Source organism: Stenotrophomonas sp. GQ19, assembly GCF_059758695.1.
In genome coordinates, this window is sequence record NZ_JCAXES010000009.1 from 30,880 (window position 1) to 47,551 (window position 16,672).

Below are 16,672 nucleotides of genomic sequence, written 5' to 3' on the forward strand. Positions count from 1 at the left end.
ATGCCGCGTACCGGCACGGTGTGTTGCGAGCGGCGTCGCAGGCCGGGCGGCAGGGTCGTGCCACAATACTGCACGGTCCAGTTCGGTTATGTTCAGCCGTTCACCACGATCTTACAACGTTGGAATTTTGTTAATGGCGTCCATGACGGCTTCCGAAGTCCCGCTGGTGCAGTTGTCCAACGTGCGTATCGATCGCGGCGGTCGCAGCATCCTGCGCGACGTTTCGCTGCAGGTGCCGCGCGGCAGCATCACCGCCGTGCTGGGCCCGTCGGGCAGCGGCAAGTCCACCCTGCTGGCGGCGCTGACCGGCGAACTGCGCCCGGTGGCCGGCACGATCACCCTGTTCGGCCAGCCGATCCCCGAGCGCAGCAGTGCGCTGCGCGAGATGCGCCGCAGCGTGGGCGTGCTGCTGCAGGGCAATGGCCTGCTCACCGACCTGACCGTGGCCGAGAACGTCGCCCTGCCGCTGCGCACCCACACCCGCCTGCCGGCCCCGGTGCTGCGCCGCCTGGTGGACATGAAGCTGCACGCGGTGGGCCTGCTGGCCGCCGCCGATGCCTGGCCGCGCGAGCTGTCCGGCGGCATGGCCCGGCGCGTGGCGCTGGCCCGCGCGCTGGCCCTGGACCCGCCGCTGATGATCTACGACGAGCCGCTGACCGGGCTGGACCCGATCGCCTCGGGGGTGATCATGAGCCTGATCCAGCGCCTCAACCACAGCCTGGGCCTGACCAGCATCATCGTCAGCCACCATGTGCACGAGACCCTGCCGATCTGCGACCAGGTGATCGCGATCGCCAATGGCGGCGTGGTGTTCCAGGGCAGCCCGGCCGACCTGGACGCCAGCCAGGACCCGCTGCTGCGCCAGTTCCTGCACGGCCAGCCCGATGGCCCGATTCCGTTCGATGCCGCGCCGCGCGCGAGGGTTGCCTGATGCCGTTTGTTGACGCCACCCGCTCGCTGGGCCGCGCCGGCCTGTTCTCGCTGACGGTGCTGCGCGGTTCACTGCCCACTGCCGACTTCCTGGCCGAGCTCACCCGCGAGATCTACAAGGTGGGCGCCCGCTCGCTGCCGATCATCGCCGTGGGCGGTGCCTTCGTCGGCCTGGTGCTGACCCTGCAGGGCTACCGCACGCTGACCACCTTCGGCGCCGCCGATGCGCTGTCCACGCTGCTGGGGCTGTCGCTGTACCGCGAACTGGCGCCGGTGCTGACCGCGCTGCTGTTCATCGGCCGCGCCGGCAGCTCGATCGCCGCCGAACTGGGCCTGATGCGTGCCACCGACCAGATCAAGGCGCTGGAGCTGATGGCCATCGACCCGATCGCCAAGGTGGTGGCCCCGCGCTTCTGGGCGGCGGTGCTCACCGTGCCCCTGCTCACCGGCATCTTCTGCTCGCTGGCCATCAGCGCCAGCTACTTCGAAGCGGTCCACGTGCTGGGCCTGGACAACGGGGTGTTCTGGTCGGCGCTGAGCAACAGCGTGGACTTCTGGGACGACTTCGGCGTGGCAATGCTGAAGTCGGCGATTTTCGGCGGTACCGCCGCGCTGGTGGCGTCCTACGTGGGCTTCCACGCCGAACCCACCATTGAAGGCACCTCGGTGGCGACCACCCGCGCGGTGGTCAACGCCTCGCTGCTGGTACTGATGTTCAACTTCGTGCTGTCGGCAATGATGTTCCGCTGAACACCGATCCATGAAACCCGCCCGGGCACGCCTGGGCACCTGACAAACGAACAGTGAGACAACCATGGCCATCCGCGGTCCCAGACTCGAATTTTCCGTCGGCGCATTCCTGCTGCTGGCGCTGGCCTCGCTGCTGGTGCTGGCCGTCGCCTCCACCAACCAACGCTGGGGCTTTGGCAGCGACGGCTACGAACTGAAGGCGCGTTTCACCCAGATCGGGCAGCTGCGCAAGCAGGCCCCGGTCAAGATTGGCGGCGTGACCGTCGGCCAGGTCGGCGCCATCGAACTGGACCCGCTCAAGTTCGATTCCATCGTCACCCTGAAGCTGGACCCGAAGTTCAAGGATCTGCCGGCCGACACCTCGGCGGGCATATTCACCAGCGGTTTGCTTGGCGAGAGCTATATCGGACTGCAGCCGGGCGGTGATCCGGACGTGCTCAAGTCCGGCGATGAGATCGCCTTCACCCAGCCGGCGGTAGACCTGCTGCAGTTGGTTGGCAAATATATGTTCAGTGGCCCGGCCAACGCCGGTGGCACTGAGTCCCAGGACGCCCACGGCGCTGAAGCGCCTGCAACGGAACCGCAGAAATGACCCGTAAACTGATTCCGGCCCTGCTTGCCTCGGCCCTGCTCGCCAGCCTTCCCTCGCTGGGCTTCGCCCAGGCGGCCCCGGCTCCGGCCGCTGCCGCGCAGAACGACGCCGGCAAGGCTGTGCTCGACGCCAGCACGCGCATCCTGAGCACGCTGCAGCAGCGTCGCAGCGAGTTCCGCGCCAACCCGACGGTGCTGCGCAGCTTCATCAACAGCGAGCTCAACAAGACCTTCGACCGTGACTACGCCGCCCGCCTGGTGCTGGGCGTGCACGGCCGTGGTGCCTCCGATGCCGACGTCAAGCTGTTCGCCGATGCCATGGCCGACAACCTGATGCAGCGCTACGGCGCGGCCCTGCTGGAAATCCAGGGCAAGCCGACCTTCCGCCTGAAGGGCCAGTCGCCGCTGCCGGGCAACCGCGGCGTGCGCGTGTCCACCGAACTGATGCGCGCCGGCAACGAGCCGACCCCGGTCGACTACCTGATGCGCAACGTCAACGGCCAGTGGAAGATCTTCGACGTGATGATCGAAGGCATCTCCTACGTGCAGACCTTCAAGACCCAGTTCGATGCACCGCTGCGCCAGAAGTCGATCCAGCAGGTGGCCACCGAACTGCGCAACGGCACCATGCAGGCCGGTCAGGCGCCCCGTGGCAAGTAACAGCGCCAGCGTGCAGCGCAACGGCACGGCGCTGGTCTTCAGCGGCGTGCTCGACCGCGCGGCGGCGACCGCCCTGTGGCCGTCGCTGTCATCGCAGGAGGGCGTGCGCGAGCTCGACCTGACGGCGGTGACGCGGGTGGACAGCGCCGGCCTGGCGCTGCTGGCCGAACTGGCGGCGCGTGCGCGCGCGGCCGGCGGCACCGCGGAGATCATCGGCAGCCCCACCGGTTACAACGAACTCAGTGCCGCCTACCGGCTCGCACCGACCCTGGATTTCCATGCCCTTTCTGCGGCGAGCTGACATGAACGTCATACGCACCCTCCCCCTTCTCGTGTTGGCGCTGGCGCTGACCGCCTGTGCCGGCAAGCCCGCGCGCGACAGTGCCCCGGCCAGTGTTGCCGTGGACAGCAGCGCTGCTGCAGCCACGACCGACACCGCGGTTGCCGCAACCGACAGCGCCAGCACTGACGTCCCGGCCCCCGTTGCCGATGTCGCGGCGCCCACCGATGCCGGCACGCCGCCGGCCAGCGGTGATGCTGCCCCGACCAACGCCGAAGATGACTTCGCCGCGTTGTACGGCGGCCCGGCGCCAAGCGTTGACGGCACCGAGCCCAACCGCGCCACCTACGATCCGTGGGAGCCGCTCAACCGCCGCGTGCACAGCTTCAACAACGTGGTCGACCGCGCCATCGCCCGTCCGCTGGCCACCGCCTACACCCACGTGGTGCCCCGCTTCGCGCGCACCGGCGTCAGCAACTTCTTCAACAACCTGCGCGCCCCGGTGACCATCACCAACCAGCTGCTGCAGGGCCGTCCGGACGATGCCTGGGACAGCCTGGGCCGGTTCCTGATGAACTCCACGCTGGGCGTGGGCGGGCTGTTCGACCCGGCCAGCAAGGCGCTGGTGCCCAGCCGCAAGGAAGATTTCGGCCAGACCCTGGGTGCCTGGGGCTGGCGCCGTTCGCGCTACGTGGAACTGCCGTTCTTCGGCCCGCGTACCGTGCGCGACGTGTTCGGCCTGGCCGGCGACATGCCGCTCTCGCCGATCCGCACCATCGAGGAAGACAAGGTGCGCATCGGCCTGCAGGGCCTGCAGCTCGTCGATATGCGCTCGCAGTTGCTGGCCATCGACGACATGCGCGACAACGCCGTGGACGAGTACACGCTGGTGCGTGATGCCTGGCTGCAGCGCCGCAACTACCAGATCGAAAACGACCTGCGCGGCAAGCATGCGCGCGGCAAGGACGCCGACGACACCGCCCCGATCCCGATCGATGCGATGCCGATGCCCAACTGGGGCAACTGACCGGACAAAAAAAACCCCGCCAAGGCGGGGTTTTTTTCTGGGCCTGCGCCCCGCCGTGACTCAGGCGGCCAGCGCGGCGTCGATCGCGGCCACCAAGCGGGCGTCGTCGACGGCCACGTCCGGGGCGAAGCGGGCGATGACCTGGCCATCGCGACCGATCAGGAACTTCTCGAAGTTCCACAGCACGCCCGGCGCCGGGTTGACCACCAGCTCGGGGTACTTGGTGACCAGGCCTTCCAGCTTCTCGCGCATCGGGCCTTCGCCGGTGGCGGCCGGCTGTGCGTCGGTCAGCGCGCGGTACAGCGGGTGCACGTCATCGCCGGCCACGCTGATCTTGGCGAACAGCGGGAAGGCCACGTTGTATTCCAGCTGGCAGAACTGCTGGATCTCCGACTCGCTGCCCGGCTCCTGGCCCAGGAAGTTGTTGGCCGGGAAACCCAGCACTTCCAGGCCGGCATCGTGCTTGGCTGCATACAGCTGCTGCAGGCCTTCGTACTGCGTGGTCAGGCCACACTTGGAGGCCACATTGACCACCAGCAGCACCTTGCCGCGGTAGTCGGCCAGCGACGACGGCTGGCCTTCGATGGTGGTGACGGGGATGTCGTAGACAGTCTGGCTCACTACAGTTCCTTGGGTTGGGACAGGGACGCCACGGGCGGGCCCATGGCGGGAAAGCATCAATCAACGCAGATCGTGCCCAATGCCACACCACCGTCGATGCGCTGGCGGCAGCCGAAGTTCTGGCTGATGTCGGTCTGACAGAGGCCTTGGGCCTTGGCACCCGGGGCTACTTCGCCCTGCGCCAGGCACTGGCCGGTGCAGTCGGCCTTGGCGCTGCACGCCTTGCCGGCATCGGCGTAGGGCACCACGCACTGCACGCGTTGCAGCCGGCCCAGCGGCGTGAGCGCGCCACCGGCCTGCCGGCACGCGGCCGCGTCCAGGGTTGCCGGGGTCGCGGTAGCGGCACCGTCGGCAGGCACGGGGCCATCCGGGGTGGTGGTGCTGGCGCAACCGGCCACGGCCAGCAGCAGGGACAACAACAGAGTCAGGCGCATGCGGACATTCCTTGAACGATCGACAGGTGCACAGCATGCGCGATCACGTGCATGCGGGGCATGTACGCCAGGTGTCAGTCCTGCGCGCCGCTGCTCTCGTCCATGCCGCTGTCGTCGTCTTCGCCGGTGGTGTCGTCCAGCAGGTCCTGGCTTTGCTCGGCGGTGAGCGACTCCACGCCGCGCAGGCGGCGCTCGATGGTGCGGGTCTTGCGGCTGGCCTCGCCCAGGCTGCGGCCCACCGTGCTGATCTGCTTTTCGGCCTTTTCCAGGATGCCGGCGAACTTGCCGAACTCGCTCTTGACCGCGCCCAGCAGGCTCCACACCTCGCTGGAGCGCTGCTCGATGGCCAGCGTGCGGAAGCCCATCTGCAGGCTGTTGAGCAACGCGGTGACGGTGGTCGGCCCGGCTACCACCACGCGATGCTCGCGCTGCAGCAGGTCGACCAGGCCGGGGCGGCGGATCACTTCGGCGTACAGGCCCTCGGTGGGCAGGAACATCACTGCGAAATCCGTGGTGTGCGGCGGCACGATGTACTTGTCGCAGATCGACTTGGCCTGGATGCGGATGGCGCGTTCCAGCTGCGCGCCCTGCACGCGCACGCCGTCGGCGTCGCCCTGTTCCTGCGCATCGAGCAGGCGCTCGTAATCCTCGCGCGGGAACTTGGAATCGATCGGCAGCCACACCGGCGTGTCCTCGTGGCCACGGCCCGGCAGACGCACGGCGATGTCGACCATTTCCCCACTGTCCGGGCGCACCTTTACCCCGCGTGCGTACTGCTCCTGGGTCAGGGTCTGCTCCAGGATGTTGTCCAGCTGCACTTCGCCCCAGCTGCCGCGGTTCTTGACGTTGGTCAGCACGCGCTTGAGGTCGCCCACGCCGGTGGCCAGCTGCTGCATTTCGCCGAGCCCGCGCTGGACCTGCTCCAGGCGGTCGGAGACCAGCTGGAACGAGGCGCCCAGGCGTGCTTCCAGCGTGGTCTGCAGCTTCTCGTCCACGGTGACGCGCATCTGGTCGAGTTTTTCGGCGTTGTCGGTCTGCAGGCTCTTGAGCTGCTGCTCCAGCGTGGCGCGCATCTCGCCGATGCGGGCCTCGTTGCGCTGGGTCATCTCCTGCAGGCGCAGGCCCAGCGATTCGGCCAGGCGCTGCTGCGACTGCGCGGTTTCCTCGCGACCCTTGCGGGCGTCCTCGCCCAGGGCCTGGCGCAGCGCGACCATGTGGCTGTCGGTGCGCGTGGTCAGTTCCACCAGCTGCTGGCCGAAGGCCTCGATGCGGGCCTGTTGCTGCTGGCCGAACACGTCCAGCTGCGCGCGCATGTCGTGCAGGCGCTGGGCCAGCAGTTCGCCGGTGCGCTGCTGGGCCAGCGCGCTCTCTTCGCGCGCCTTGCGCGCATCTTCGCCCAGCGCATCGCGCAGCAGATCCAGGCGCTGGTCGGTGCGGGTGGACAGGTCGGTCAGCGCGCGCGCGAAGGATTCCAGCCGCGCGTCCTGCTGCCGGCCCAGCCCTTCCAGCTGCTCGCGCAGTTCGCCGCGGCCCACCCGCGCTTCGTCACGCAGGGCCTGTTCAAGACCGCCATGCTGGGAACGCCGCAGCAGGACCAGCAGCTGCAGGACGAGGACGACGCAGACAAGGCCGCCAAGGATCAGGAATTCGGTTTGCATGCACGCAAGTGTAGGCTGAGCCGGTCTCATTGGCTGCGTCGGGCGGGTACATGCTGGAGTTGTATGGGAAGTCGACCTCGATCAACGTACGCAAGGTGCTGTGGCTATGCGCCGAGCTGGAGCTCGATTACCGGCACATCGGCGCCGACGCCGGGGCGGCCGACGCGGACCTGGATGCCTGCGTGCGCCGGTTCAATCCCAACGCGCAGGTCCCGGTGCTGCGGGATGGCGACTTCGTGCTGTGGGAGTCCAACAGCATCTGCCGCTACCTGGCGGCACGCGAGAACCGGCATGACCTCCTGCCGCAGGCGCCGCAGGGTCGGGCGCAGGTGGAGCAATGGATGGACTGGCAGGCCACCGATCTCAATACCGCATGGCGCTATGCCTTCATGTCGGGTGTACGCCGGCATCCCGAATACACCGATGCCGCAGCAGCGGCAACCAGCCTGGCGCACTGGAATCGCCTGATGGGCGTGCTGGACCGGCAGCTGGCGCAGACCGGCGCGCATGTGGTCGGCAACCACTTCAGCCTGGCCGACATCGTGCTGGGACTGTCGACCCAGCGCTGGCGCATGACCCCGGGCGAAAAGCCGCTATTTCCGGCGGTGCAGGCGTGGTTCGCACGGCTGGGTCCACGTGCGGGCTTTGCCCTGCACGTGGACAACGGCGTGCCCTGACGCCGTTCAGAGCTGGGTGAACACCTGCTCGCGCGGCAGCCGCGACTTGGGCAGGCCGGCATTGAAGTTGGCCGCGCTGCCGTAGCCCAGCGCCACCAGCACCACGCTGGTGAAGCCGCGCGCACGCAGGCCCAGTTCGGCGTCCAGCACCTCGGCGTCGAAGCCTTCCATGGGGGTGGCGTCGATGCCGTGCACGCCCGCCGCGAGCAGCAGCGTGCCCACGGCCAGGTAGGTCTGCTTCTGCATCCAGTGCTGCACGTCGCCCAGGGTGTGGCGGTGCAGGTCCACATAGTGGTGCAGCGCGCCGCGCTGGCCTTCGCGCGCCTCAGGGCTGGGATAGCGGCCGTCAGCGGTTTCCTGGTCGATCACCTGGGCCAGGTACGCGTCATCGATACCGGTGCGGGTGGCGAACACGATCACGTGCGAGGCGTCGGTGATCTTGGCGGTGTTGTAGGGCTGGTCGGGTTGCGTGGCGCGGGCGATGCGCGCCCGTGCCTCGGGAGTGCCGGCCACCAGGAAGTGCCACGGCTGCGAATTCACCGACGAGGGGGCGTTGTGCAGCACCTCCAGCAGGTCCTCCAGCACCGCGGGCGGCAGCGTGCGGGTGGGGTCGTAGGCCTTGGTGGTGTGGCGGCGCAGAGCCACCGGAGCGAGGGTCATGGGAACAAAGTCCATTGCGGGTTCAGTTGGGGGGATTCAGTAAGGGGTTCAGAAGCCTTCGAGGACCAGCTTGCCGCGCGCGCGGTGGCTCTCGATCAGGGCGTGGGCCTGGCGCAGGTTGGCGGCGTTGATGCGGCCGTAGTGCTCGCCCAGGGTGGTGCGGAGCACGCCGGCGTCGACCAGCGCGGCGACCCGTTCCAGCAGGTCGTGCTGGCGCTGCAGGTCCGGCGTGTTGAAACTGGAGCGGGTGAACATCGACTCCCAGTGCAGCGACAGGCTCTTGCGCTTGAGCGCCATCACGTCGAGCTGGCCGGGGTCGTCGATCAGCGCCAGCTGGCCCTGCGGGGCGAGCACGGCCACGATCTGGTCGTAGTGCTGGTCGGTGTGGGTCAGGCTGGCCACATGGCTGACCTCGGCGATGCCCAGCCGCTGCAGGCCGTCGGTGAGCGGCTGCGAATGGTCGATCACATGGTGCGCGCCCAGGCCATACACCCAGTCCTGGGTGTCCGGGCGCGAGGCGGTGCCGATCACCGTCAGCCGGGTCAGCTGGCGGGCCAGCTGGACCAGGATCGAGCCCACGCCGCCGGCCGCGCCCACCACCAGCAGGGTCTGGCCCTCGCCACCGCCCTCGGCGATGCGCAGACGGTCGAACAGCAGTTCCCAGGCGGTGATCGCGGTGAGCGGCAGGGCGGCCGCAGCGGCGTCATCCAGGCTGGCGGGCTTGTGGCCGACGATGCGTTCGTCCACCAGCTGGTACTCGGCATTGCTGCCCGGGCGACCGATGGCGCCGGCATAGAAGACCGCGTCACCCGGCTGGAACAGGGTGACCTCATCGCCCACGGCATCGACGATACCCACCGCATCCCAGCCCAGCACCCGCGGCTCGGTCACGGCCACGCCGTTGCGCACCTTGGTGTCCACCGGGTTGACCGAGATCGCACGGACCGCCACGCGCAGGTCGCGCGGGCCCGGCTGCGGGATCGGCAGGGTGACGTCCTGCAGCGCGCGCGGGTCGCTGATCGGCAGGCCATGTTCGGTATAGGCAACAGCTTTCATCGGGGCAGGTCCGTTCGGGAAGACGCACAGCCTGCGCTTCACGCCGCGCGCCGGAAAGGCGCAGAATCGGGCAGCACTTTCACTGTGGGAATGAAAATGGTCCGCGTCGACGATCTCGGCCTGTTCGTGCGTACCGCCGCGCTGGGCAGCTTTTCCAACGCCGCACGTGAAGCCGACCTGCTGCCCGGGCAGGTGGCCGCGGCGGTGGCGCGGCTGGAGCGCGAGCTGGACCTGCGCCTGTTCGTGCGCTCCACCCGCAGCCTGCGCCTGACCGCCGAAGGCGCGCTGTACCTGCCCTACGCACAGGAAGTGCTGGCCGCCCTGAGCGAGGGCCAGGCGCGGGTGCGCGGCGAGGATGCCGAACTGCGCGGGGTGCTGCAGGTGGCCGCGCCGTCGGACCTGGGCCGCCACGTGCTGCTGCCGTGGCTGAGCGAGTTCCGCCGCGCGCACCCGAAGCTGCAGCTGCGCCTGCACCTGTCCGACCAGGTGGCCGACGTGTTCCGCGATCCGGTCGACATCGCCTTCCGCCTGGGCCGGTTCGACAACGCCAGCTACGTGGCGCTGCCGCTGCTGCCGGGCAACCGCCGCGTGCTGGCGGCGGCGCCGGACTACCTGGCCCGGCATGGCACGCCCGACAGCCTGGAGGCGCTCAAGGACCACCACTGCCTGCTGTACCAGCTGGCCGGGCGCGCTTACGACCGCTGGAACTTCGAGGTGGACGGGCGCCGGGTGGTGGTGCCGGTGCGCGGCAACATGGTCTGCGACGATGCCGACGTGGTGCGGCGCTGGGCCGTGGCCGGCGAAGGCATCGTGTTCAAGTCGTGGCTGGATCTGTGCGCCGACGTGCGCGCCGGGCGCCTGCAGGTGCTGCTGGGCGGTGCCGGCGACAGCCTGCCGTTGAACCTGGTGTGCCCGCACCGCAAGCAGTTCTCCCCGGCCATCCGCCAGCTGCACGCGATGTTCGAACAGCGCCTGCAACCGCTGCTGAAGGATCTGCCGCGCACGGCCGGCTGACGCTATCGGGATGGGGGGTGGTGCCGGACAATGGTGCTCCCCCGTAGTCGAGTCGCCGCCATGCCGTGGATGGGCATCCAGGACCTGTGGACCTTCGTTGCCGCCGTGCTGGTGTTCCTGGCCCTGCCCGGCCCGGGCACGTTCACCCTGCTTACCGCCACCGGCCGCGGCGGCGTACGCGGCGGCTACACGGCGCTGTTCGGGCTGCTGCTGGGCGACCAGATCCTGATGTGGCTGGCGGTGGCCGGCGTGGCCGCGCTGCTCAAGGCCAACCCGCTCGTGTTCCACGCGGTGCAGTACCTGGGCGCGGCGTACCTGGTGTGGGTTGGCATCAGCCTGCTGCGCCGGCCGCGCGGCGGGGGCGAAGAAGGTGGCATCCGCCTGCAGCCCGGCCACTACTTCCGCCAGGCGGTGCTGATCAACCTGCTCAACCCGAAGGCGATCATCTTCTACATGGCCTTCCTGCCGTTGTTCATCGATCCGGCCCGCCACCAGGGCGTGGTCACGTTCGCGACCATGGCGGTGATCATCTTCGTCATGGGGCTGGCGTATTGCTCGGTGCTGATCGGGGTGGGCAACCTGTTGCGACGTAGGATTCTTCAGCATCCTCGTGTAGGACTTCTACTGAAGCGCGTAGCGGGTGTTTTCCTGATCGGTTTTGGCGTGCGGCTCGGCGTCAGCGGCTGACGCCCCGCCCTGCGGGCCGATGCGCCGATCCGACGGGCACCGGTGCCGCGCGGCGAATAGCCAACGTCATCGGAACGCGTGCTTTCGATAAGCAACTTGAGATTCCCCGCGACGCCCTCGCGGTGTCCAATCGGCCCCATCGCCCAACGGTTGCCGTCCAGTGCGACCGCGCGCCCCACGCGAGGAACCGATGCCGCCCGTGTATTTCGTCCACCACCTTGCCGGTCACCGCGAGCGCCTGCTCGGCATGGCCACCGGCCGTGTCGACCTGGCCCACCCGGCGGTCAGCCGCATCCTCACCGGCCTGCAGCCGCTGGATCGCATCGACCTGCGCGCGTGCCGGTTTGACTGCCAGGCCAGCCTGGACCTGGCGTTGCGTCGGCGCATCCGCGAGGCCGAAGAGGCCGCGCAGGGCTGGCGGGTATTCGACGCGCACGGCGTGTTGCGCTGCAAGCGCTTCCCCTGCGACGACCGGGTGGTGTTTCCCCACGGGTTGCCGGGCGATGCGGTGTGGCTGCGTACGTTGGTGGACGACCGGCCCGACCTTCTCGCCGGCTGACGCGCGCCGCCTCAGCGCGCGTCCAACGCCTCCCGCAGGTGGTCGATGAACACCCGCAGCTTCGGCGCCATCTGCTCGCGCGCCGGGTAGTACAGGTGGAATCCCGCGAACGGCTGCTGCCAGTCCTGCAGCACGCAACGCAGGCGCCCGGCGGCCACGTCGGCGGCCACCACGGCCTCGAAGGCCTGGCCCATGCCCAATCCGGCACGCACCGCCGCGTGGATCAGGGCGGTGTCGTTGAACACCAGCGGCCCGCTCACCGCCACGTCGAAATCGCGGCCGTCGCGGCTGAACTCCCAGGGCATCAGCCGGCCGGTGCTGAGCCGGTGCACGATGCAGGCGTGGTCGACCAGCGCGGCCGGCGTGAGCGGTTCGCCGTGGCGCGCGAAGTAGGCCGGCGTGGCCACCACGACCTGCCGCTCCAGTGGGCCGATCGGCACGGCGATCATGTCGCGCGCCAGCGATTCGCCCAGCCGGATGCCGGCGTCGAAGCCACCGGCGACCAGGTCGGCCAGCCCCGGCTCCACGAACAGCTCCACCTCCACCTGGGGATAACGCGCCAGGAAGCTGGGCAGGTGCGGCAGCACCAGCAGTTCGGCGGCCACGCGCGGCACGTTGATGCGCAGTTTGCCCGCCGGTACCGCACGCACGCTGTCCAGGTCCACGAAGGCGGCCTCGATCTGGGCGAGGCCTTCGCCCACGCGCGCCAGGAAGCGCGCGCCGTGTTCGGTCAGGGCCACCCGGCGCGTGGTCCGGTGCAGCAGGCGCACCCCGAGGCTGGCCTCCAGCGCGCGTACGGTCTGAGACAGCGCCGACGGCGAGACGCCCAGGTCATCGGCGGCGCGGGTGAAGCTGGCACGCTCGGCCACCCGGGCAAAGGCAACCACGGCAGACAGCGGGGGCTGGGAGGACATTGTGAAGCCTGCCTTCAAGGTCGATGTGGCGAACACCAGTTTATCCACATGGTGCAGCGGAGGATGCTGTGGGCACCGGCGCTCGACCGCGCCGCCCCTTCCCCGCTTCCGGAGCCTTCCATGCAGACCCGTACCCTTGGCCACCACGGCCCCACCGTTTCCGCGCTCGGCCTGGGCTGCATGGGCATGAGCGCCTTCTACGGCGGTCGCGGCAGCGATGCCGAGGCCACCGCCGTCATCCATCGCGCGCTGGCGCTGGGTGTCACCCTGCTCGATACCGCCGACATGTACGGCCCGCATACCAATGAAGTGCTGGTCGGCAAGGCCATCGCCGACCGCCGCGACCAGGTGTTCCTGGCCACCAAGTTCGGGATCAAGCAGGAGCCCAGCGACAGCGCCGCACGCAGCGTGGACGGCCGCCCGGAGTACGTGATCGCCGCCTGCGACGCCAGCCTGCAGCGGCTCGGCGTGGACCACATCGACCTGTACTACCAGCACCGCGTGGATACCCGCGTGCCGATCGAAGACACGGTGGGCGCGATGGCGCGTCTGGTTGAACAGGGCAAGGTGCGCTTCCTGGGCCTGTCCGAAGCATCGGCGACCACCATCCGGCGCGCGCACGCGGTGCATCCGATCACCGCCGTGCAGACCGAGTTCTCGCTGTGGTCGCGCGACCCGCAGTCCAACGGCGTGCTCGACACCGTGCGCGAACTGGGCATCGGCTTCGTGCCCTACTCGCCGCTGGGCCGCGGCTTCCTGACCGGCGCCATCCGCCGCCCGGACGACTTCGACGCCGATGACTACCGCCGCCAGTCGCCGCGCTTCCAGGGCGACAACTTCGCCCGCAACCTGGCCCTGGTCGATGCGGTCACCGCGATGGCCCAGGCCAAGGGCATCACGCCCGGACAACTGGCACTGGCCTGGGTGCTGGCACAGGGCGACGACCTGGTGCCGATCCCCGGCACCAAGCGCCTCGCCTTCCTGGAAGAGAACCTGGGCGCGCTGCAGGTGCAGCTGAGCCCGGACGAGCTGGCCCGCATCGACGCGATCTTCCCGGCCGATGCCGCGGCGGGGCAACGCTACGCCGATGCGGCGATGGCCACGCTGGACCGCTGAGGGAGCGGTCACGACCAACGGTCGTGACCTACCGGGTTCCGTCCTGCCCCGGTCGGTACGAACAAGCCGGGTGCGGTTCCCCACCGGTAGGTACCGACCGTTGGTCGGTACGAACAGGCGATGGGCCACAATGGGGGGCCATCGCCTGTGAGTAAACGGATGTCCCACCCCGACGACCTGCTGGCCCGTGCCTGGGCAGAGCGCGAAGAATCCCTGTATCCCCGCCTGCTGGGCGCCCTGGGCCCCGGCCTGTACCCGCTCGACGCGGCGGTGTTCTCCACCGTGTTCGGCCAGGACAGCGTAGACCCGCGCTGGCTCACCATCGGCGTGTTCGAGTGCCCGCCCACGCCGGACCGGCCCGGTTGGGCCTATGTGAGCTCCGGGCTGTCCAACCCCTGGGATGAGACCGAGGCCGACCCGGACAGCGTGTCCGGCCTGGGCATGGAATTCCTGCTGCAGACCACCGAACGCGCGCCGTGGGCACTGACCCTGGTGCAGCGGTTCTGCGCCTACCAGCTGCTGCTGGCCGCCGGCCGCATGGGCGACCATGCGCCGCTGGACCTGTGGGACCGCATGCGCATCGGCACCCCCATCGACAACGCCGACAGCCAGCTGCAGGCGCTGGTGTTCGTTGCGGCCGAGCACCTGGGCGACATCCAGAGCCTGGTCAGCGGCCAGTTCCGCTTCCTGCAGATGCTGCCCCTGACCCTGGACGAACATGCCTTCGGCCAGCAGCACGACTTCGAGACCGTGGTTGAACAGCTCAAGACCCATCACGCCGCACCGGTGGTGGACGCGCGCCGCGGCAGCATTGCGCTGCAGCCGCCGGCCTGATCCAACGGTGGCTCCGCGGGCGGGGCCGCCGCCTGTCCCCTGCACCCGACACCAAGGAACCCCGATGCGCTGGTCTGCCCTGCTTCCCCTGCTGGTGCTGTTCGCCCCGGCCGTGGCCCACGCCGATGAGATCCGCTGCCTGAGCGGCGGCAGCCAGGGGCAGATCCACCTGTCCTGGAAACTGCCGGCCGAGGGGCAAGGCACCAGCTACGTGCGGTATGCCGGCAAGACCGCCTGGCTGCGCCTGACCCTGCTGAGCCAGGACAGCACCGAGATGGCCGAGGGCCGCCCGTGGCAGTTCGACACGGTGTGGGAGGAGCACCTGGACGGCACGATGATCGGCCGCTACGCGATCTCCACCCAGGGCGCGCGCATCTACGGGTTCGACTACACCAACGCCCGCACCGGACGGCAGACGACCTTCAGCGAGGACATCGGCGCGCTGACCGACACCGGCTGCCGCTGGGACTGACGCCGGCGCATTTGTGCTGTTTTCGTCACTCACCGGCACTCAGGATTTACTTACGCCCTCCTGTGACGCCCGGCAGTAGTAATGCTGCACCGCATTGGGTAAAACTCGCAGACTAGTCAGTAGCCGTCATTTACCGCGAGGTCCCATGTCATCGTTGCTCCGGCGCAAGTCCCTAGACCAAGTCACCGTCCATGAAGCCGGCAGGCGACTGGTCCCGACCCTGAGCTGGCCGCACCTGATCGCACTGGGCATCGGCGCTATCGTCGGCACCGGCATCTACACCCTGATCGGCGTGGGCGCCAACCTGGCCGGCCCGGCCGTGCTGATCTCCTTCGCCATTGCCGGTGCGGTCTGTGCCTGCGCGGCGCTGTCCTACGCCGAACTGGCCACGATGATGCCGGCCGCCGGCAGCGCCTACACCTACAGCTACGCCGCATTGGGCGAGATGATCGCCTGGGTGGTGGGCTGGAGTCTGATCCTGGAGTACTCCCTGGTGGTGAGTACGGTGGCGGTCGGGTGGTCCGGCTATGCGGTGGGCTTCCTGCATGGCTGGGGCATCGACCTGCCGCTGGCGCTCACCGCCGGCCCGCACGTGGCCGGCGGCTTCATCAACCTGCCCGCGGTGCTGATCACCTTCGTGGTGGCCGGCATGCTGATGGCGGGCACCAAGGAAAGCGCCACGCTCAACGCCATCCTGGTGGTGGTCAAGATCATCGCGCTGACCCTGTTCGTGGCCATCGCGCTGCCGCACTTCGATACCGCGCACATGGACCCGTTCATGCCGTTCGGCTTCGCCAAGTCGGTGGGTGTCGGCGGTGTCGAGCAAGGCGTGATGGCGGCGGCGGCGATCATCTTCTTCGCCTTCTACGGCTTCGATGCGATCTCAACCGCGGCCGAGGAAACCAAGAAGCCCGACCGTGACCTGGCCATCGGCATCATCGGGTCGATGGTGGGCTGCACCATCATCTACGTGCTGGTGGCGCTGGCCGCAGTGGGCGCGATGAGCTACACCATCTTCGGCCAGAGCGCCGAGCCGCTGGCGCTGATCCTGCGCGAGCTGGGCAGCCCGGGCGCGGCCAAGTGGATTGGTGCGGCGGCGGTGATCGCCCTGCCGACCGTGCTGCTGGCCTTCCTGTACGGGCAGAGCCGCATCTTCTTCGTCATGTCGCGCGATGGCCTGCTGCCGCGAGGGCTGTCCAAGGTCAGCGCGCGCACCGGCACGCCCATCGCCACCACGTTGTTCACCGCGGTGCTGGTCGCCGCGCTGGCCGGCGTGGCCCGCCTGGATGAAATCGCCGCCCTGGCCAATGCCGGCACGCTGGCCGCGTTCACCGCGGTGGGCCTGTGCCTGGTGGTGCTGCGCGTGCGCGAACCGGGCCGCGTGCGCAAGTTCCGCACCCCGCTGGCCTTCATCGTCGGCCCGCTGGCGGTGATCGGCTGCGTGTACCTGTTCTTCAGCCTGCCCAGCAAGACCCAGCTGTATTTCCTGGCGTGGAACGTGGTCGGCCTGATCGCCTACTTCGCCTATGGGCGGCGTAACGCGGTGATCAACAAGGCCTGATCCGAGGGCGTGCCGACCAACGATCGGCACCTACCGGGTGTGGCACACGGCGGCGGTGGGAGGCCGGGCAGAGCCCGGCTCTACGCGCTGCCGGCCACCCCGTTGTGGAAACACGGCGGCGGTGGGAAGCCGGGCAAAGCCCGGCTCTACGTGCTGCCGGCCATCCCGCCG

Annotated in this window: 19 protein-coding genes and 1 pseudogene; 14 read left to right on the forward strand and 6 right to left on the reverse strand. The window is 69.1% G+C overall.

What is annotated here, in order from left to right; translation table 11 throughout:
• Positions 1–142 precede the first annotated feature (142 nt).
• From AC6CHL_RS15950 to AC6CHL_RS15975, 6 genes are all read left to right on the forward strand, one after another.
• The gene (locus tag AC6CHL_RS15950) at positions 143–931 is read left to right on the forward strand and encodes an ABC transporter ATP-binding protein (RefSeq protein ID WP_038691596.1); all 789 of its coding nucleotides are present in this window, start codon (positions 143–145) and stop codon (positions 929–931) included.
• Positions 931–1,680: an MlaE family lipid ABC transporter permease subunit gene (locus AC6CHL_RS15955; protein ID WP_128095231.1), complete on the forward strand. Its 750-nt coding sequence runs from the start codon at positions 931–933 to the stop codon at positions 1,678–1,680. The genes AC6CHL_RS15950 and AC6CHL_RS15955 overlap by 1 nt, the downstream gene beginning before the upstream one ends.
• A gap of 64 nt (positions 1,681–1,744) precedes the next feature.
• The gene (gene mlaD, locus AC6CHL_RS15960) at positions 1,745–2,272 is read left to right on the forward strand and encodes an outer membrane lipid asymmetry maintenance protein MlaD (protein WP_038691593.1); all 528 of its coding nucleotides are present in this window, start codon (positions 1,745–1,747) and stop codon (positions 2,270–2,272) included.
• Positions 2,269–2,931, forward strand: a complete 663-nt coding sequence (locus AC6CHL_RS15965; RefSeq protein WP_038691592.1) for an MlaC/ttg2D family ABC transporter substrate-binding protein — start codon at positions 2,269–2,271, stop codon at positions 2,929–2,931. The genes mlaD and AC6CHL_RS15965 overlap by 4 nt, the downstream gene beginning before the upstream one ends.
• Positions 2,921–3,232: an STAS domain-containing protein gene (locus tag AC6CHL_RS15970; protein WP_498295275.1), complete on the forward strand. Its 312-nt coding sequence runs from the start codon at positions 2,921–2,923 to the stop codon at positions 3,230–3,232. The genes AC6CHL_RS15965 and AC6CHL_RS15970 overlap by 11 nt, the downstream gene beginning before the upstream one ends.
• Before the next feature lies 1 nt (position 3,233).
• Positions 3,234–4,238, forward strand: a complete 1,005-nt coding sequence (locus AC6CHL_RS15975) for an MlaA family lipoprotein (RefSeq protein WP_498295277.1) — start codon at positions 3,234–3,236, stop codon at positions 4,236–4,238.
• 60 nt (positions 4,239–4,298) lie between these two features.
• On the opposite strand, the gene AC6CHL_RS15980 is transcribed toward AC6CHL_RS15975, so the two are convergent.
• The 3 genes from AC6CHL_RS15980 to AC6CHL_RS15990 all read right to left on the reverse strand — a co-directional run bounded on the left by AC6CHL_RS15980 (position 4,299) and on the right by AC6CHL_RS15990 (position 6,951).
• Entirely contained in the window at positions 4,299–4,859 is a 561-nt protein-coding gene (locus tag AC6CHL_RS15980) for a glutathione peroxidase (protein WP_448134784.1), read from the reverse strand.
• 56 nt (positions 4,860–4,915) lie between these two features.
• Positions 4,916–5,293 (reverse strand): hypothetical protein, encoded by a 378-nt coding sequence (locus AC6CHL_RS15985; protein ID WP_463602001.1) that lies wholly within the window; start codon positions 5,291–5,293, stop codon positions 4,916–4,918.
• A 74-nt stretch (positions 5,294–5,367) separates the two neighbouring features.
• The gene (locus tag AC6CHL_RS15990) at positions 5,368–6,951 is read right to left on the reverse strand and encodes a DNA recombination protein RmuC (RefSeq protein ID WP_314403442.1); all 1,584 of its coding nucleotides are present in this window, start codon (positions 6,949–6,951) and stop codon (positions 5,368–5,370) included.
• 50 nt (positions 6,952–7,001) lie between these two features.
• Here AC6CHL_RS15990 and AC6CHL_RS15995 point away from each other — a divergent pair, with 50 nt between their 5' ends.
• Positions 7,002–7,628, forward strand: coding sequence for a glutathione S-transferase family protein (locus tag AC6CHL_RS15995; protein ID WP_038691581.1), 627 nt, complete (start codon positions 7,002–7,004; stop codon positions 7,626–7,628).
• A 6-nt stretch (positions 7,629–7,634) separates the two neighbouring features.
• Here AC6CHL_RS15995 and nfsB read toward each other — a convergent pair whose 3' ends face one another.
• Both nfsB and AC6CHL_RS16005 read right to left on the reverse strand, forming a co-directional pair.
• A complete protein-coding gene (gene nfsB, locus AC6CHL_RS16000) occupies positions 7,635–8,288 on the reverse strand; it encodes an oxygen-insensitive NAD(P)H nitroreductase (RefSeq protein ID WP_463602003.1) in 654 nt (217 codons plus the stop codon).
• Between the two features lie 48 nt (positions 8,289–8,336).
• On the reverse strand, positions 8,337–9,344 hold the full coding sequence (locus AC6CHL_RS16005; protein ID WP_498295280.1) for a zinc-binding alcohol dehydrogenase family protein: 1,008 nt from the start codon (positions 9,342–9,344) through the stop codon (positions 8,337–8,339).
• A 90-nt stretch (positions 9,345–9,434) separates the two neighbouring features.
• Between AC6CHL_RS16005 and AC6CHL_RS16010 the strand changes: the two are divergent.
• From AC6CHL_RS16010 to AC6CHL_RS16020, 3 genes and pseudogenes are all read left to right on the forward strand, one after another.
• Positions 9,435–10,405, forward strand: a pseudogene (locus AC6CHL_RS16010) (LysR family transcriptional regulator).
• Between the two features lie 13 nt (positions 10,406–10,418).
• Positions 10,419–11,045 (forward strand): leucine efflux protein LeuE, encoded by a 627-nt coding sequence (gene leuE / locus AC6CHL_RS16015; RefSeq protein WP_038691574.1) that lies wholly within the window; start codon positions 10,419–10,421, stop codon positions 11,043–11,045.
• 190 nt (positions 11,046–11,235) lie between these two features.
• Positions 11,236–11,604: a hypothetical protein gene (locus AC6CHL_RS16020; RefSeq protein ID WP_498295282.1), complete on the forward strand. Its 369-nt coding sequence runs from the start codon at positions 11,236–11,238 to the stop codon at positions 11,602–11,604.
• A gap of 11 nt (positions 11,605–11,615) precedes the next feature.
• Here the strand turns inward: AC6CHL_RS16020 and AC6CHL_RS16025 are convergent, their stop codons facing one another.
• Positions 11,616–12,518 (reverse strand): LysR family transcriptional regulator, encoded by a 903-nt coding sequence (locus AC6CHL_RS16025; RefSeq protein ID WP_498295284.1) that lies wholly within the window; start codon positions 12,516–12,518, stop codon positions 11,616–11,618.
• 120 nt (positions 12,519–12,638) lie between these two features.
• Between AC6CHL_RS16025 and AC6CHL_RS16030 the strand changes: the two genes are divergently transcribed.
• The 4 genes from AC6CHL_RS16030 to AC6CHL_RS16045 all read left to right on the forward strand — a co-directional run bounded on the left by AC6CHL_RS16030 (position 12,639) and on the right by AC6CHL_RS16045 (position 16,501).
• On the forward strand, positions 12,639–13,634 hold the full coding sequence (locus AC6CHL_RS16030; protein WP_498295285.1) for an aldo/keto reductase: 996 nt from the start codon (positions 12,639–12,641) through the stop codon (positions 13,632–13,634).
• Positions 13,635–13,793: 159 nt separating this feature from the next.
• Positions 13,794–14,468, forward strand: coding sequence for a suppressor of fused domain protein (locus tag AC6CHL_RS16035; RefSeq protein WP_498295287.1), 675 nt, complete (start codon positions 13,794–13,796; stop codon positions 14,466–14,468).
• A 64-nt stretch (positions 14,469–14,532) separates the two neighbouring features.
• Positions 14,533–14,940, forward strand: coding sequence for a hypothetical protein (locus AC6CHL_RS16040; RefSeq protein ID WP_498295288.1), 408 nt, complete (start codon positions 14,533–14,535; stop codon positions 14,938–14,940).
• Positions 14,941–15,085: 145 nt separating this feature from the next.
• Positions 15,086–16,501, forward strand: a complete 1,416-nt coding sequence (locus tag AC6CHL_RS16045; RefSeq protein ID WP_038691561.1) for an amino acid permease — start codon at positions 15,086–15,088, stop codon at positions 16,499–16,501.
• Positions 16,502–16,672 lie beyond the last annotated feature (171 nt).

Bases quoted from the DNA above. Each gene is read 5' to 3' on its own strand.
- AC6CHL_RS16020 (WP_498295282.1), top strand. From the start codon at position 11,236: ATGCCGCCCGTGTATTTCGTCCACCACCTTGCCGGTCACCGCGAGCGC.
- AC6CHL_RS16040 (WP_498295288.1), top strand. From the start codon at position 14,533: ATGCGCTGGTCTGCCCTGCTTCCCCTGCTGGTGCTGTTCGCCCCGGCC.
- leuE (WP_038691574.1), top strand. From the start codon at position 10,419: ATGCCGTGGATGGGCATCCAGGACCTGTGGACCTTCGTTGCCGCCGTG.
- AC6CHL_RS15965 (WP_038691592.1), top strand. From the start codon at position 2,269: ATGACCCGTAAACTGATTCCGGCCCTGCTTGCCTCGGCCCTGCTCGCC.
- AC6CHL_RS15955 (WP_128095231.1), top strand. From the start codon at position 931: ATGCCGTTTGTTGACGCCACCCGCTCGCTGGGCCGCGCCGGCCTGTTC.
- AC6CHL_RS15995 (WP_038691581.1), top strand. From the start codon at position 7,002: ATGCTGGAGTTGTATGGGAAGTCGACCTCGATCAACGTACGCAAGGTG.
- AC6CHL_RS16045 (WP_038691561.1), top strand. From the start codon at position 15,086: ATGTCATCGTTGCTCCGGCGCAAGTCCCTAGACCAAGTCACCGTCCAT.
- AC6CHL_RS15950 (WP_038691596.1), top strand. From the start codon at position 143: ATGACGGCTTCCGAAGTCCCGCTGGTGCAGTTGTCCAACGTGCGTATC.
- mlaD (WP_038691593.1), top strand. From the start codon at position 1,745: ATGGCCATCCGCGGTCCCAGACTCGAATTTTCCGTCGGCGCATTCCTG.
- AC6CHL_RS15990 (WP_314403442.1), bottom strand. From the start codon at position 6,951: ATGCAAACCGAATTCCTGATCCTTGGCGGCCTTGTCTGCGTCGTCCTC.
- nfsB (WP_463602003.1), bottom strand. From the start codon at position 8,288: ATGACCCTCGCTCCGGTGGCTCTGCGCCGCCACACCACCAAGGCCTAC.
- AC6CHL_RS16035 (WP_498295287.1), top strand. From the start codon at position 13,794: ATGTCCCACCCCGACGACCTGCTGGCCCGTGCCTGGGCAGAGCGCGAA.
- AC6CHL_RS15975 (WP_498295277.1), top strand. From the start codon at position 3,234: ATGAACGTCATACGCACCCTCCCCCTTCTCGTGTTGGCGCTGGCGCTG.
- AC6CHL_RS16005 (WP_498295280.1), bottom strand. From the start codon at position 9,344: ATGAAAGCTGTTGCCTATACCGAACATGGCCTGCCGATCAGCGACCCG.
- AC6CHL_RS15985 (WP_463602001.1), bottom strand. From the start codon at position 5,293: ATGCGCCTGACTCTGTTGTTGTCCCTGCTGCTGGCCGTGGCCGGTTGC.
- AC6CHL_RS16030 (WP_498295285.1), top strand. From the start codon at position 12,639: ATGCAGACCCGTACCCTTGGCCACCACGGCCCCACCGTTTCCGCGCTC.
- AC6CHL_RS16025 (WP_498295284.1), bottom strand. From the start codon at position 12,518: ATGTCCTCCCAGCCCCCGCTGTCTGCCGTGGTTGCCTTTGCCCGGGTG.